This is a genomic window from Bradyrhizobium sp. UFLA01-814, assembly GCF_046718885.1.
Taxonomy (GTDB): Bacteria; Pseudomonadota; Alphaproteobacteria; order Rhizobiales; family Xanthobacteraceae; genus Bradyrhizobium; species Bradyrhizobium elkanii.
The window spans coordinates 59,520-74,632 of record NZ_JAQOSR010000015.1; the positions used below are offsets into that span (position 1 = coordinate 59,520).

Sequence of the window (15,113 nt, forward strand, 5' to 3'; positions counted from 1 at the left end):
CTCTGACTCAGGCGACGCTGTCGGCGACGCGGGACTAAACAACCGACTGGCGCCACATTGACCCGGCAAAGTAAAAATCGACTTAATTGGAAATCTTCATGCTAAAGATTGCAGCATCTTTTGCGCGACATGGCGCGGTGCCGTCGGCGTTGTGCTGCAACATCAGCGCGTTCGGCGAAAAAATTTGCGGATCATCAAACCGGCACGATTCGCGCGGTAGATTCGCCCTCATTTGCAGCCGTTTGCACCGCAAGGGATGCGCGCCTTCCGACTAGGCAATTATTGCCGGGCAGGATATTGATTAACAGAATGGAAATTTTAAGTTGGAGTGTCCCGCGTTGGGTCGCCGACTGGAATGAAGGGAAACCGCCATGCGCTATGATGATTTCCGCCGCAGCGACGACATCGAAGACCGTCGCGATGAAGGCGGGATGGGCGGAGGGGGCGGCGGCGGCTTCGGCATTCCGATGGGCGGTGGCGGGCTCGGCATCGGCACCATCATCGTGCTCGGCCTGCTCGGCTATGCCTTCGGCATCGACCCGCGCATCCTGATCGGCGGCGCCGAGATTCTCACCGGCGGCGGCCAGGCGCCGACCTACCAGACCGATCGGCAGTCGTCGGGCGGGCAGGCCAAGCGCGGCGCGCCGACCGACGAGATGGGCAGCATGATCGCCGGCATCCTGGGCGAGATCGACGATCGCTGGAGCGAGATCTTCAAGGCCGGCGGCCAGACCTACACCGGTCCAAAGATCGTGCTGTTCCGCAACGCCACCAATGGCGGCCGCTGCGGCATGGCGCAGTCGGCGATGGGACCGTTCTACTGCCCGCCGGACAAGACCATCTTCCTCGATACCGGCTTCTTCCGCGAGGTCGAGACGCGCTTCCGCGGCTGCTCGGGCAACGCCTGCAAGTTCACCGCGGCCTATATCATCGCGCATGAAGCCGGCCATCACATCCAGAACCTGCTCGGCATCATTCCGCGCGTGAACCGGCTGCAGCAGCAGGCCGGCAGCAAGGCCGAGGCCAACGCGCTGCAGGTCAAGGTCGAGCTGCAGGCCGATTGCCTCTCCGGCGTCTGGGTCAATCGCGAGGAGAAGAAGCGGCCGGGCTTCCTCGAGACCGGCGATATCGACGCCGCGCTGACCACCGCGAACGCGATCGGCGACGACACGCTGCAGCGGCAGGCAACGGGCAGGGTGGTGCCTGATTCCTTCACCCACGGCTCCGCCGCGCAGCGCAAGGAGTGGTTCATGAGGGGCTACCAGCAGGGCACAGTGCAGGCCTGCAACACGTTCGGCGGTAGCTTGTAGCTCTAGACCGCGTCATCCCCGGATGAGCGCATTCGCGCTCACTCGGGAGGTGCTCGCCTCTTCGGCGAGCCTCGAAGGATGAAGCGCCCGTGGCCCATCCTTCGAGGCTCGCTCAGCGGTGCAAGTCCACCGCAAGGCGGGCACCTCAGGATGACGTCAGCGGGATGGGAAAGAGGTGTAGATGTCCTCACTCGACGAATCCAAATCATTCATCCCGCTCAACATCGCGGTGCTGACGATTTCCGACACCCGCTCGCTGGCGGATGACAAGTCGGGCACCACGCTGGCCGACCGTCTCACCGCGGCCGGCCACAAGCTCGCGGCGCGGGAGATCGTCACCGACGATGTCGAGGCGATCAGAGCCGTGATCCGGCGCTGGATCGCCGATCCTGCCGTCGATGCCGTCATCACCACCGGCGGCACCGGCTTCACCGGCCGCGACGTGACGCCGGAGGCGGTCGAGCCGCTGTTCGAGAAGCGGATGGACGGCTTTTCGATCGCCTTCCACATGCTGAGCCACGCCAAGATCGGGGCGTCGACGATCCAGAGCCGCGCCACCGCCGGCGTTGCGGGCGCGACCTTCATCTTCTGCCTGCCCGGTTCGCCCGGCGCCTGCCGCGACGGCTGGGACGGCATTTTGGCCGCGCAGCTCGACTACCGCACGCGCCCCTGCAATTTCGTCGAGATCATGCCGCGGCTGGATGAACATCTGCGCCGCCCGAAGGCGAAGGGCGCGAGCGCGTAGCAGCCGTCATTCCCCGATGCGCAATTGCGCATCTGAGGGCATCGCGCAGCGATGAGCCCGGAATCTCAAAGGCGAGCTGCCGTAGCCCGGATGGAGCGAAGCGAAATCCGGCGCAGTCTCTTCCGCGGCCCCGGATTGCGCTGCGCTCCATCCGGGCTACGCAGTCCAGACTTCTCGGCGCTGCGGCTTTACAACTCCAGCTCCCAGGTCTCGCCGACCAGGTCGACCCCAAAGCTGTGATGCTTCTCTTCTTTCACCCGCTGAAAACCGGCGCGGGCGTAGATGCCGCGCGCGGCGACCAGGATGCTCTGGGTCCACAGCGTCATCTTTTTGTAGCCCTTCTCGCGCGCGGCGCGGATGCATTGCTCGACCAGGGCGCGGCCGACGCCGAGCCCGCGCGCCTTCTCCTCCACCAGCAGCAGGCGCAGCTTGGCGACCCCGTCGCCGCCGTCGACCAGGAAGATCGAGCCGACCGGCTCGCCGTCGACCTCCGCGATCCAGCAATGCTCGCGGGCGGGATCGAACGATCGCAGAAACTGCGCGCAGATCTCGGCCACCAACGCCTCGTAGCTGATGTCCCAGCCATATTCCTCCGCGTAGGCTTGTCCCTGCCGCGAGACGACCCAGCCCATGTCGCCGACGCGATGGCTGCGCAGCAGGAAGCCGACCGGTTTCCCGGCGGGCGGCTCCAGCGATAGCTCGATCGTGCTCATGGCGCGCACCACCGCGGCGCGACGGTCGCTGTCCATCTGCTTCAATAGCGCCCCGACCTCGCTGCGCGAGCGGCTGTCGAGATCGGCGGCTGCGGTGCGGCCCTTGGCGGTGAGGGCCACCTCGTTGACACGCTTGTCGGCCTTCGACGGCTTGCGGGTCACGATCTGGCGCTTTTGCAGCGCCGCCAGCGTGCGGCTGACGAAACCGGCATCGAGATCGAGATCGAGCACCAGGTCGGTTGCGGTGCAATTTTCGCGATGCGCGAGCTCGTAGATGATCCGCGCTTCCTGCAGCGTGAATGGCGAGTGCAGCAGCTTCGGCTCGATGATGCCGAGCTTGCGGGTATAGAACCGGCTGAAGCCGCGGATCGCGGCGACCTGGCTCTCGAGGGTGGCGTCATGGGAATTTGATTTCATCAAATATATTATTTGACGGAATCAAATAATCCGCAAGGGCTTTGTTCAAGCTTCAGTTCTGAAGACAGAACCTAAGCTTCAGGCTTGTTTTGACGCGTTTTCTTTACGCGAACCGGTGCCCACTTCGCTTGAAAACGCTTCAAGCCACCATGATCCGGCTGCGCAGCATGGTGCGGGAGGAGCGGCCGAGCCGGCGCAGCAGGCGCGCCTCGGAGCGGCGGGCGTCGGGCCGATAGCCGCCGATCCGCTCGTAATGTTCGCGCGCGATCAAGAGGCCCTGTTCGGCCGAAGGCCCGGTGATCATCCGGGCGACGAATTTGAGGCCGTCGCGCAGGCCGGGGTCGGTGTAGGGCGCGCGGGCGTAGCGGAAGATGCCGGCGCGGTCCTTGCCGCTGGCCGCCACCATCTGGATGAACTGGGTGGATTCCTCGATCCAGCCGGCATCGAGCACCGCGCCCGGATGCAGGAACATCAGCCAGGGCGACCGCGCCTGCCGCGCGCCTGCCGCAAGCGCCGCGGCGCGCGTGCCCTCGAAGCGCAGGAAGCGGCAGCCGGCGACGTCGGCGACGCGCTCCATCACATCGCCGTTGCTGCGGTCGACCAGCAGCACTTCGCGGATGACACCCGCGGCCGCGCCCGGCACCAGCGCCGCCAGGGTTGCGACCGCGGTGCGCTCGACGCCGTCGGTTGGAATGATCACGCTCAGCATGATTTTGAGGCTTCGATGGCTCAAACGATGGAGAAACTCCGGCCGTGTTATCACCTTGTCATATTCAAAGCAGCCTGTTCGCCTGCAGAATTTTGTAGCAAGGTTCTGTGGAATTTCTCCGTTCATGTTCTTGATTTGTTCTCGTGCTGTGTTAGCTTCAGAACATGAGCCGAGCATCCTCTCATGCCCTCAAGCACCCGCCGGTAACGGCGCCCTCCGATAACCCGGCGGGTGCACCCACCCCTTTTCGCGAGCTTGCGGTCGCGATCGAGCGCGAGCGGCGGCGCGGCCGCGGCGCGCAGTCCAACGCCAGCGGCCGCTACGAGGCCGAGGCTCGCGTCGCCTTCGACGATGGCTGGCAGAGCCTCGAAGATTTGCCGCCGTTTACGACCAGCGTGGCGCTCGACACCTCACGCAAGGTGATCACCCGCAACGACTCGCCCGACATCGGCTTCGACCGTTCGATCAATCCCTATCGTGGCTGTGAGCATGGCTGCGTCTATTGCTTCGCGCGGCCGACCCACGCCTATCTCGGCCTGTCGCCGGGGCTGGACTTCGAATCGAAGCTGTTCGCCAAGCCGGACGCACCCGCGCTGCTCGAGAAGGAACTGGCGGCGCCGGACTACGAGGCCCGGATGATCGCGATCGGCACCAACACCGATCCCTATCAGCCGATCGAACGCGACCGGAAGATCATGCGCAGCGTCCTCGAGGTGCTCGAGCGCGCCGGCCATCCGGTCGGCATCGTCACCAAGTCGGCGCTGGTCGTGCGCGACATCGACATCCTGGCGCGGTTGGCCAAGCGCAATCTCGCCAAGGTCGCGCTCTCGGTGACGACGCTCGACCCGAAGCTCGCCCGCACCATGGAGCCGCGGGCGTCGACCCCGCCGAAGCGGCTCGAGGCGATCAAGCGGCTCGCCGACGCCGGCATCCCGACTACGGTGATGGTCGCCCCCGTGATCCCGGCGCTGAACGACTCCGAGATCGAGCGCATCCTCGATGCCGCCGCGCATGCCGGCGCCAGGGAGGCGAGCTACGTGCTGCTGCGCCTGCCGCTCGAGGTGCGCGATCTGTTCCGCGAATGGCTGATGGCGAACTATCCCGACCGCTACCGTCACGTCTTCACGCTGATCCGCGACATGCGCGGCGGCCGCGACTACGACTCGCAATGGGGCACCAGGATGAAGGGCACCGGCCCGATGGCCTGGATGATCGGCCGCCGCTTCGAGATCGCCTGCGAAAAGCTCGGCCTCAACAAGCGGCGGACCAAGCTGACCACCGATCACTTCGCCAAGCCGAAGCGTAGCGGACAGCAGCTCAGTCTATTCTAGGCGGACCCGTAGCCCGGATGAACGCAGCGAAATCCGGGGCTCGTCGACCCGTGGCCAAAGACGTCCCGGATTGCGCTTCGCTCCATCCGGGCTACGAAGACGTCAAACAGTGAGTGCAAACATGAGTAACACCCCGACCGCACGCTTCACCGTCCTCACGCTCGGCGTCAGCGACATGCGCGCCAGCATCGACTTTTATGAATCACTCGGCTTCACCAGGAAGATGCGCGCGACCGGCGAGGAGGTTGCCTTCTTCGAGACCGGCGGCACCGTGCTCGGCCTGTTCCCGTGGCATCTGCTCGCCGCCGATGCGGGGCTGCCGGATCAGCCGCGGCCGTCAGCGTTCCGCGGCGTCGCGATCGCCTGGAACTGCAACGACGACGCCGAGGTCGATCGCGTGATGGCGTTCGCGCTGTCGAAAGGCGCGAGGCTGCTGAAGCCCGCGCAGCCCACCAGCTATGGCGGCTATTGCGGTTATTTCGGCGATCCCGACGGCCACGCCTGGGAAGTGGTGCGCGCGCCGGGCTTTGAGGTTCGCGACGACCGCCGGGTGTCAATTCCCGATTAGAGCGCCGATCCCGATTGGAGCGGCGAATTGAATAACGGGGAAGGGCGCCAGGTTCCAGGTTGCGCCGCGGGCCGGGCTTGATCACGATCCCCGCATGATTCGGGACAAGTCCAACAGCACGGTTAAGACCGCGTCGAAGAAGAAACCGGCCGAGCCGGCCAGGCCGGACAAGCGCGTCATCGTGGTGACGCGGCCGAGCTTTCGGCGCGAGCGCGCGCTGATCAAGCGCGGCGTCTGGCCGGTCGCCGGCTGCGACGAGGCCGGGCGCGGGCCGCTGGCGGGTCCGGTGGTCGCCGCCGCCGTGGTGCTGGACCCAAATCGGATTCCCAAGGGCCTCGATGATTCGAAGCGGCTGACCGTCGAGCGCCGCGAGGAACTGTTCGAGGAGATCTGCGCCACATCGGCGTTCTCGGTCGCGGTGGCGTCGCGGGCGCGGATCGACCGCGACAACATCCTGCGCGCCTCGCTGTGGGCGCTCGCGCGCGCCGTGCATGCGCTGCCGGAAATGCCGAAGCACGTCTTCGTCGACGGCCGCGACAAACTCGCCACGCCCTGCGACTGCGACGCCGTGATCGGCGGCGACGGCATCGTGGCCTCGATCGCTGCGGCCTCGATCATCGCCAAGGTGACGCGCGATCGCCTGATGTGCGCGCTGGCGCTGGATTGTCCCGGCTACGGCTTCGCGCAGCACAAGGGCTATGCGGTCCCCGAGCACCTCGAGGCGCTCGACCGGCTCGGCCCCAGCAGCCATCACCGCACCTTCTTCGCGCCCGTCGTCGCCGCGCGGCTGAAGCATTTCCCGGTCCCGGCGGAGCCGGATCTGTTCACGATCGACGCCGAAAGCGAAGCCGCGGCCTCCGAAGCGGCGTAGGCGCACCGTCTCCAACCACGCGACGCTGTCATCGCCCGCGAAAGCGGGCGATCCAGTATTCCAGAGGCAGTCGTTTTTGATCGAGAGGCCGCGGCGTACTGGATCACCCGCTTTCGCGGGTGATGACAGCGGAAGCGGGGGATGACAGCGGAGACTGAGACTTTACAGTGCAGTCTGGCGCGACACCGTTGCCTCCACCGCCGCCGCCGTTTATCAAAAACCCTCGGGATCAGATGGCGCCGCTTGATAGGGGTGGCTGGGCATTTCAGGCGTTTCATGCGGTTTACCTCCCTGGTTGTCGAACTGATCCGCGCCCGGCCGCGCCTCGTGGTCTGGATCGTGGTGCTGGCGCAGGCCGCGATCTGGCTGTTCCTGCCGGCCATCTTCTACGGCAGCCCGCCCGGCAACCTCGCCGCCATCCTCGCCTTCGGCCGCGAATACCAGGTCGGCACCGACATGGGGCCGCCGCTCGCGTTCTGGCTCGCCGACATCGCCTTCCGCGCCGTCGGCAATCACGTGTTCGGCGTCTATCTCCTGGCGCAGGTCTGCGAAATCGTCACCTTCATCGCCTTCTACGCCCTGGCGCGCGCCATCGTCGGCGGCCCGCAGGGCGTGCTGGCGGTGCTGCTGTCGATGACGGTGGTGGTGTTCTCCTCGCCGAGCGTCGAGTTCGGCCCGCTGATCCTGGCGCGCCCGCTCTGGGCGCTGCTGCTGCTGCATTCCTGGCAATTGATCGGGCAGAACCGGCGCAGCGCCTGGTTCGCCTGGTCGATCGATTGCGGCCTCCTGCTGCTGACGACGCCGGCGGCGATCGGCATGATCCTGCTCGTGACAGGCTTTGCGCTCGCAACCGAGCGCGGGCGGCGCATGCTCAAATCGGTCGATCCGATCTACGCGCTGCTGGTCATCATCGTGCTGGCGCTGCCCTACCTGATCTGGCTGGTCCGCGCCGACGTGCTGGCGCTGCCGGCCTTGCCTGCACTCGCCGATCTCAAGGCGCGCGCGCTGCGCTGGGGCGTGGTGCTCGGCGGGCTGATCGTAGCGACCACCGCGATCGCGCTGCTGGCGATCTTCAATTCGCGCTGGTTCGCTGGCAAGACCGAGGATGCCCCGATCATCTACCGTCCGCCGGTCAGTCCGCTGGCGCGGCAATTCGTGTATTTCTTCGCGTTCGCGCCGGCGATCGCGAGCAGCTTCGTCTCCGGGCTGTTCAATCTCGATCGCGCCTTCGGCGGCGCCGGCGTGGCGCTGCTGATGTCCGGGCTCGCCGTCGTCGTCGCGACCGGCGATATGATCCCGCTGAGGCGGCAGCGGCTGCTGCGTTCGGTCTGGGCCCTGGCGGTCGCGGCGCCCGCCGCGCTGGCGCTGGCGGCGGCGCTGTTCCTGCCCTGGACCAGCACCACCGAAGCGTCCACCTCGGTGCCGGCAGCCGCGATGGGCCGCTTCTTCGATGACAGCTATGAGCGCCGCACCAACCAGCGGCTGCGCGCGGTGGCCGGCGATCCCGAACTTGCCAGCCTGATTGCGATGAACCGCCGCCGCCCGCATCTTTTGCTCGACGCCACGCCGCAGCGGACGCCGTGGCTGTCGGTCGCAAAATTCAACGAGATCGGCGGCGTCGTGGTGTGGCGCGCACAGGACACCGCCGGTACGCCGCCGCCCGACATCGCGCAGCGCTTCCCCGGCCTCGTGCCGGAAGTGCCGCGTTCGTTCGACCGGCTGGTCAACGGACGGCAGCCGGTGCTGCGGATCGGCTGGGCGATCGTGCGGCCGAAGGGGACGTAGACGTCAAATTCGTAGGGTGGGTAGAGCGAAGCGAAACCCACCATTCTCTCCGCGGCTGGAGCGGCGATGGGTTTCGCTGCGCTCTACCCATCCTACGAAGCAAGCACCTTTGCGATCGCGCGCAGATCCTGCCACGACAGCCGCTTGTATGACGGCGAGCGCAGCAGATAGGCCGGATGGAAGGTGGCGACGGCGCGGATCGTGCGGGTGCCGGTGTCGTAGTCGATCCATTTGCCGCGCGTGCGCATGATGCCCTCGCGCGTGGCGAGCAGCGCCTGCGTCGAGGGATTGCCGAGCGTCACCAGCACGTCGGGATTCACGAGTTCGATATGGCGCTGGATGAAGGGCAGGCACACCTGCGTCTCCTGCGGCGTCGGCGTGCGGTTGCCGGGCGGCCGCCACGGGATCACGTTGGCGATATAGGCCTTGCTGCGGTCGAGCCCGATCGCGGCGATCATGCGGTCGAGCAGCTTGCCGGAGCGGCCGACGAACGGCAGGCCCTCGATGTCCTCGTCGCGGCCGGGCGCCTCACCGACGAACATCACGCGCGCTTGCGGGTTACCGTCGGCGAACACCAGCCTGGTCGCGGTGTGCTTGAGCGCGCAGCCGTCGAAATTCTCCATCAGCGTGCGCAACGCCTCGAGCGTCGGCGTGGTCCGCGCCGCCTCGCGCGCGGAGGCGATCGCCGCATCCGGCGCCACGGTGATTTCGCTGCGCGGAACTGACGGCATCGGCGGCGGACGCAACGGATTGAGCGCAACTGATGGACGCGGCGCGGCAGGGGCGGGAACTGGCTCGGGCTCCTCGAGCCGGTTGATCGGCGCATCGCCAAGCGCGCAATCGACCCCGGCCTCGAGGTAAAAGGCAAGCAATTGCTGCAGTGTAGGGGTGGGCTCGGGCGGCAGGGCCATCATGGGTGTAATTTTAGCATGAACGGGAAAAGTGGAGGCTGGTTTTTGGAAAAGATTATGCTCCTGTGGCGTCGCGGCCGCGCGAAACCTCGCCAAGTGCAATTCCATGGTTGTCCTTCCGCTAAAAATCGGAAACAACGACCTCTGAAAAGCTTAGAAGCGTTCTCAATGGGCTGAGATCAAAGATCATGAGTGCTGAAGACCTTCCTCCGCGCGAGTCTATGGAATTCGACGTCGTCGTCGTCGGCGCCGGCCCGTCGGGCCTGTCGGCCGCGATCCGGCTGAAGCAGCTCAATCCGGAGCTCTCGATCGTTGTGGTGGAGAAGGGCTCCGAGGTCGGCGCGCACATCCTGTCGGGTGCCGTGATCGATCCCGCCGGCCTCGACAAGCTGGTGCCTGATTGGCGCGAGGATGCCGACTGTCCCCTGAAGACGCAGGTCAAGCAGGACCGCTTCTACTGGACGACGTCGCAAGGCTGGTTCCGCCTGCCGAACTTCATCATGCCGCCGCTGATGAACAATCATCACTGCTACATCGGCTCGCTCGGCAATGTCTGCCGCTGGTTGGCACCGAAGGCGGAAGCGCTCGGCGTCGAGATCTATCCGGGCTTCGCTGCCACTGAGGTGCTCTATGACGACAAGGGCGCGGTGCGCGGCATCGCTACCGGCGACATGGGCATCGCCAGGGACGGCAGCCACAAGGATTCCTACACCCGCGGCATGGAGCTGCTCGGCAAGTACACGCTGTTTGCCGAAGGCGCACGCGGCTCGCTGTCCAAGCAGCTGATCGCGAAGTTCAATCTCGATGCCAACTCCGAGCCGCCGAAGTTCGGCATCGGCCTCAAGGAGGTCTGGCAGATCGACCCGGCCAAGCACAAGAAGGGTCGGGTTCAGCACACGCTCGGCTGGCCGCTGAACGACAAGACCGGCGGCGGCTCGTTCCTCTATCACTATGACGACAACCGCGTCGCGGTCGGCTTCGTGGTGCATCTCAACTACAACGATCCGTATCTGTCGCCGTTTGACGAATTCCAGCGCTTCAAGACCCATCCCGATGTCCGCGAGCTGTTCGAGGGCGGCAAGCGGCTCGCCTATGGCGCGCGCGCCATCACCGAGGGCGGCTACCAGTCGGTGCCGCGGCTCTCGTTCCCGGGCGGCGCGCTGATCGGCTGCGCGGCGGGCTTTGTCAACGTGCCGCGCATCAAGGGCGTCCACAACGCGATGGGCTCCGGCATGCTCGCCGCCGAGCACGTCGCGGCCGCACTCGGTGCCGGCCGCGCCAATGACGAACTGGTCGAATACGAGAACGCCTGGCGCTCGTCGGCGATCGGCAAGGACCTGTTCAAGGTCCGCAATGCCAAGCCGTTGTTGTCGAAGTTCGGCAACCTGCTCGGAATGGCGCTCTCCGGCTTCGACATGTGGTGCAACACGCTCGGCTTCTCGCTGTTCGGCACCCAGTCGCACGCCAAGCCGGACCGCAAGACGCTCGATCCGTCCAAGCAGCACCAGCCGATCGCCTATCCGAAGCCGGACGGCAAGATCTCGTTCGACAAGCTGTCGTCGGTGTTCCTGTCCAACACCAACCATGAGGAGGACCAGCCGGTCCATCTCAAGGTCGCCGACCTCAATCTGCAGAAGACCTCGGAACACGACGTGTTCGCCGGTCCCTCCAACCGCTATTGCCCGGCCGGCGTTTATGAATGGGTCGAGGAGTCGTCAGGTCCGCGCTTCCAGATCAACGCCCAGAACTGCGTCCACTGCAAAACCTGCGACGTGAAGGACCCCAACGGCAACATCACCTGGGTTCCGCCGGAGGGCGGCGGCGGTCCGAACTACGAGGCGATGTAAGGCGAGGGTGGGCTCAAGGCGGCCGACCACATTTGCGTGAGGCGGCCGCGCGAGTTGCCGCAACCTGCGCTGCACCTCTCGTGTTGTGGGAGAGGCCGGATTGCACCGACAGATGCAATCCGGGTGGGGACCGGTCCATCGAGGGACTTCGATCGACGGGTAGACCTTGAATCCCTCACCCGGAATTCAAGCTTTCGCTTGAATTCCGACCTCTTCCACAAGGGGAGAGGTGGAACTGGCCGCGTGGCGAACCTCCCGGGGCGCTTTTTGCGTCCGCGCGCGAATATGCCCGGCCCGGTCACGATACCGCCATAGTGGAAGCGTCTTGCGGGGGCTGGCTGGATCGGCGGGCCTAAAGGCCTAATCTGCCAATTGATTCGTCATGGATTGCCTTTGGGCGATCCTTGCGGATAAGCGCCAAAAGCGGCATTGTCCCCCGCCGTGATGCCGCCGCTTGGGTTCGCATTTTGAGACTGATCGCAAGATCTTGGCCATAAAATCCATCTTGGCGTAAATCCCTGGAGCAAGGCGACCGTGATGCTGTCCACCCGATTCCACCGCCTGACGATTGCCGTTCTCGCTGCCGCGGCGCTTGCCGTCCCTGCGCAGCTTGCAGCGCAAACGCCGGACCATCCGACCGACAATACCGCGCAATTCCCGTCCAAGAACGACCTGAAGTCTCTGACCACGGCCGGCAGCTATCTCGCCGCTCGCCACGCCAGCGTCGAGCGCGATGCGACCTCGGCCGCGGCGTTCTACCGCTCGGCGCTGCGCACCGACCCGAAGAATTCCGAGCTGCTCGACCGCGCCTTCATCTCCTCGCTCGCCGACGGCGACATCGAGGAGGCGGTCAAGCTTGCCGACCGCATCCTGACCCAGGACAAGGCCAACCGCGTCGCGCGCCTGGTCGTCGGCGTGCGCGATCTCAAGCTGAAGAAATATGCCGCCGCGCAGTCCAACATCAACCAGTCGGTGCGCGGTCCGATCACCGATCTCGTCGCGACGTTGCTGTCGGCCTGGGCCGCCTATGGCGCCGGCGACGGCAAGGCCGCGGTCGCCTCGATCGACAAGCTGACCGGCCCCGAGTGGTACCCGATCTTCAAGGACCTGCATGCCGGCATGATCTACGAGCTGTCCGGCAAGGAGAAGGATGCCGGCGCCCGCTTCGAGCGCGTCTACAAGCTCGACGATTCGATGCTGCGCACGGTCGACGAATATGCGCGCTGGACCTCGCGCAACAAGGACGCGGCCGCCGCGACCGCGATGTACGAGGCCTTCGACAAGAAGCTGCCGCGTCACCCGCTGGTGCTGGAAGGCATCAAGGAGACCAAGGCCGGCAAGAAGCTGCCGCCGCTGGTCGAGTCACCGCAGGCCGGCGCGGCCGAGGCGCTGTACGGCATCGGCGCGACGCTGACCCGCCGCGGCGGCGAGGACCTCGCGCTGGTCTATCTGCAACTCGCGCTCTATCTGCAGCCCAACCATCCGCTGGCGCTGCTGTCGCTCGCCGATCTCTATGAATCGGTGAAGAAGCCGCAGATGGCGATCAAGGTCTACGAGCGGATGCCGGCGTCCTCGCCGCTGAAGCGCAACGCGCAGATCCAGCTCGCGACCAATCTCGATGCCGCCGACCGCAGCGACGAGGCGATCAAGATCCTCAAGGAAGTCACCTCGGATCAGCCGAAGGACATCGAGGCGATCCTGGCGCTCGGCAATATCGAGCGCGGCCGCAAGAAGTTCGCCGACTGCGCCACCACCTATTCGCAGGCGATCGACGCGCTGCCGGCCGGCGGCGACAAGAACGCCTGGGTCACCTATTACTATCGGGGCATCTGCGAGGAGCGCTCCAAGCAGTGGAACAAGGCCGAGGCCGACATGCGCAAGGCGCTCGAGCTGCAGCCCGAGCAGCCGCATGTGCTGAACTATCTCGGCTATTCCTGGATCGACCAGGGCATCAACCTCGACGAAGGCATGAAGATGATCAAGCGTGCCGTCGATCAGCGTCCTGACGACGGCTACATCGTCGACTCGCTCGGCTGGGCCTATTACCGGATCGGCAATTACGAGGAGGCGGTGAAGAACCTCGAGCGCGCGATCGATCTGAAGCCGGAAGATCCGACCATCAACGACCATCTCGGCGACGCCTACTGGCGCGTCGGCCGCACCCTGGAAGCCAAGTTCCAGTGGGCGCATGCCCGCGACCTCAAGCCCGAGCCGGAAGAGCTGCCGAAGATCCAGGCCAAGATCGACAATGGCCTGCCGGACGATACCTCCAACGCCGCCGCTGCCGAGAAGAAGAAGGACGACGACGGCAAGGGCGGCTAGGGCTTGCTGGTGCGACAAATTCGGCGTCGTCCCTGCAAAAGCAGGGACCCATAACCACCGATAATCATTGTCGCAGACTGCCCGAACGACGAATCCCGCTCACAAAATCCGCCGCGGAGCATGCGTCCCTGCTCACGTGCGCTATTGCGCACCAGGCAGGGACGACGGCGGTGGATGCGGCGCTCGGGCCGGGATACCCTTGGAATTTCCATCCAAACAAAGGGATAGGATCGTGCGGCGATTTACGCTAATCGCATCATGATGTTTGTTTTTTAGGGGTTTATCGCCGTGCCGGCGTTGATTGAAGAAGGGCGTGCCAAGGTCAACCTGACGCTGAAGGTTGTCGGGCGGCGCGTCGACGGGTTTCACGACTTGGAGAGCGTCGTCGCGTTTGCCGATTGCGCCGATCGTCTCACGCTCGAGCCGGGACCCGAGTTGTCTTTGACGATGGCGGGGCCGCTGGCCGATGCCTGCGGCAACACCTCTGACAATCTGGTGCTCAAGGCCGCCCGGCTGCTCGGCGAGCGCGTCGCGGATCTCGAGATCGGCCACTTCACGCTGGAGAAGGTGCTGCCGGTTGCGGCCGGCATCGGCGGCGGCTCGGCGGACGCCGCGGCGGCGCTGCGGCTGTTGGCGCGGCTCAACGAGCTTTCGCTCGACGATCGCAGGATCATGGAGGTCGCGCTGCAGACCGGCGCCGACGTGCCGGTGTGCGTCGCCTCGCGCGCCTGCGACATGACCGGCGTCGGCGAAGGCCTGCTGCCGCTCGACCTGCCGAAAATGCCGTGCGTGCTGGTCAATCCGCGCGTGCCGGTTGCGACGAGGGACGTCTTCAATGCGCTCGGCCTGCGCAATGGCGAGCTCCTGATCGGCGCCACCGATGTCGTGATGCAGGCGCCGTCATGGCCGGAAGCCGGCCGCGCGATCGACGATTGGATCGCGGCGCTGGAGCGCGGCACCAACGATCTCGAAGGCCCCGCGGCGCGCATCGAGCCCGTCATCAGTGATGTGTTATTCGCGCTGCGCGAGACCAGGGACGTTCGTCTGGTGCGTATGTCGGGCTCCGGCGCGACCTGCTTTGCCGTGTTCGGAACCGACGCCGACGCCGAGGCTGCCGGCGAACAGCTCCGCGCCGGGCATCCCACCTGGTGGGTGCACGCGGGCACGCTGAGCTGAGTTCGCGCCTCTCCCTTTGATTCCTCGGTACGCAATCGCGCACCGGGGTATGACGTGGTGCGACAAACTGCCCCGACGGGCAACTCAGCAAAAACCTGTCAATCCTCGCGCGCGAAAATATTTCGCTTTATCCGAAGCGTAACTCAGTATATGGTTCGTCCGTCTCACCCGATCGAGGGGCGCTTCGCGGTCGTCACGAACGTGGGTCGAGATGCGGTGGACGCCGATTGCGCAACTGACGAGTGCGCGTGAAGCGGACGGCGAAGTCGTGCAGGCCTGACGCCCTAGCGGCAGGTGTCTTTTCGCAGAGCGCAAACGCGTTTTGTGAAGACGGTGACAAAAAAGCCCAGTCTCACCGGGGAGAGCACGTATAAGCCGTAGCCCATCGCGCAGGGAAAGCCGGAGTGT

The 15,113-nt window shown here is 65.5% G+C and carries 12 protein-coding genes; 9 read left to right on the forward strand and 3 right to left on the reverse strand.

Features of this window, described 5'->3' with window-relative positions; translation table 11 throughout:
* Positions 1–371: 371 nt before the first annotated feature.
* Together PMN64_RS07385 and moaB are read left to right on the forward strand one after the other, a co-directional pair.
* Positions 372–1,310 (forward strand): neutral zinc metallopeptidase, encoded by a 939-nt coding sequence (locus PMN64_RS07385; protein WP_411780226.1) that lies wholly within the window; start codon positions 372–374, stop codon positions 1,308–1,310.
* Positions 1,311–1,491: 181 nt separating this feature from the next.
* Entirely contained in the window at positions 1,492–2,055 is a 564-nt protein-coding gene (gene moaB / locus PMN64_RS07390) for a molybdenum cofactor biosynthesis protein B (protein ID WP_028342967.1), read from the forward strand.
* Positions 2,056–2,243: 188 nt separating this feature from the next.
* Here the strand turns inward: moaB and PMN64_RS07395 are convergent, their stop codons facing one another.
* Complete coding sequence (locus tag PMN64_RS07395; protein ID WP_411780227.1) at positions 2,244–3,185, reverse strand: GNAT family N-acetyltransferase; 942 nt, start codon at positions 3,183–3,185, stop codon at positions 2,244–2,246.
* A 139-nt stretch (positions 3,186–3,324) separates the two neighbouring features.
* Positions 3,325–3,894 (reverse strand): glycosyl transferase, encoded by a 570-nt coding sequence (locus PMN64_RS07400; protein ID WP_411780228.1) that lies wholly within the window; start codon positions 3,892–3,894, stop codon positions 3,325–3,327.
* A 164-nt stretch (positions 3,895–4,058) separates the two neighbouring features.
* Here PMN64_RS07400 and PMN64_RS07405 point away from each other — a divergent pair, with 164 nt between their 5' ends.
* The 4 genes from PMN64_RS07405 to PMN64_RS07420 all read left to right on the forward strand — a co-directional run bounded on the left by PMN64_RS07405 (position 4,059) and on the right by PMN64_RS07420 (position 8,449).
* Positions 4,059–5,225, forward strand: a complete 1,167-nt coding sequence (locus tag PMN64_RS07405) for a PA0069 family radical SAM protein (RefSeq protein ID WP_411780229.1) — start codon at positions 4,059–4,061, stop codon at positions 5,223–5,225.
* Between the two features lie 121 nt (positions 5,226–5,346).
* Entirely contained in the window at positions 5,347–5,793 is a 447-nt protein-coding gene (locus tag PMN64_RS07410) for a VOC family protein (RefSeq protein ID WP_038386063.1), read from the forward strand.
* A 94-nt stretch (positions 5,794–5,887) separates the two neighbouring features.
* A complete protein-coding gene (locus PMN64_RS07415; RefSeq protein ID WP_411780230.1) occupies positions 5,888–6,664 on the forward strand; it encodes a ribonuclease HII in 777 nt (258 codons plus the stop codon).
* Between the two features lie 276 nt (positions 6,665–6,940).
* Entirely contained in the window at positions 6,941–8,449 is a 1,509-nt protein-coding gene (locus PMN64_RS07420; RefSeq protein ID WP_411780231.1) for a glycosyltransferase family 39 protein, read from the forward strand.
* 92 nt (positions 8,450–8,541) lie between these two features.
* On the opposite strand, the gene PMN64_RS07425 is transcribed toward PMN64_RS07420, so the two are convergent.
* On the reverse strand, positions 8,542–9,354 hold the full coding sequence (locus PMN64_RS07425) for a uracil-DNA glycosylase (RefSeq protein ID WP_411780237.1): 813 nt from the start codon (positions 9,352–9,354) through the stop codon (positions 8,542–8,544).
* Between the two features lie 194 nt (positions 9,355–9,548).
* Here PMN64_RS07425 and PMN64_RS07430 point away from each other — a divergent pair, with 194 nt between their 5' ends.
* The 3 genes from PMN64_RS07430 to PMN64_RS07440 all read left to right on the forward strand — a co-directional run bounded on the left by PMN64_RS07430 (position 9,549) and on the right by PMN64_RS07440 (position 14,705).
* A complete protein-coding gene (locus PMN64_RS07430) occupies positions 9,549–11,207 on the forward strand; it encodes an electron transfer flavoprotein-ubiquinone oxidoreductase (protein WP_411780232.1) in 1,659 nt (552 codons plus the stop codon).
* Positions 11,208–11,744: 537 nt separating this feature from the next.
* A complete protein-coding gene (locus tag PMN64_RS07435; protein WP_028342976.1) occupies positions 11,745–13,529 on the forward strand; it encodes a tetratricopeptide repeat protein in 1,785 nt (594 codons plus the stop codon).
* A gap of 288 nt (positions 13,530–13,817) precedes the next feature.
* Positions 13,818–14,705 (forward strand): 4-(cytidine 5'-diphospho)-2-C-methyl-D-erythritol kinase, encoded by an 888-nt coding sequence (locus PMN64_RS07440; RefSeq protein WP_411780233.1) that lies wholly within the window; start codon positions 13,818–13,820, stop codon positions 14,703–14,705.
* The last annotated feature ends 408 nt before the right edge of the window (positions 14,706–15,113 follow it).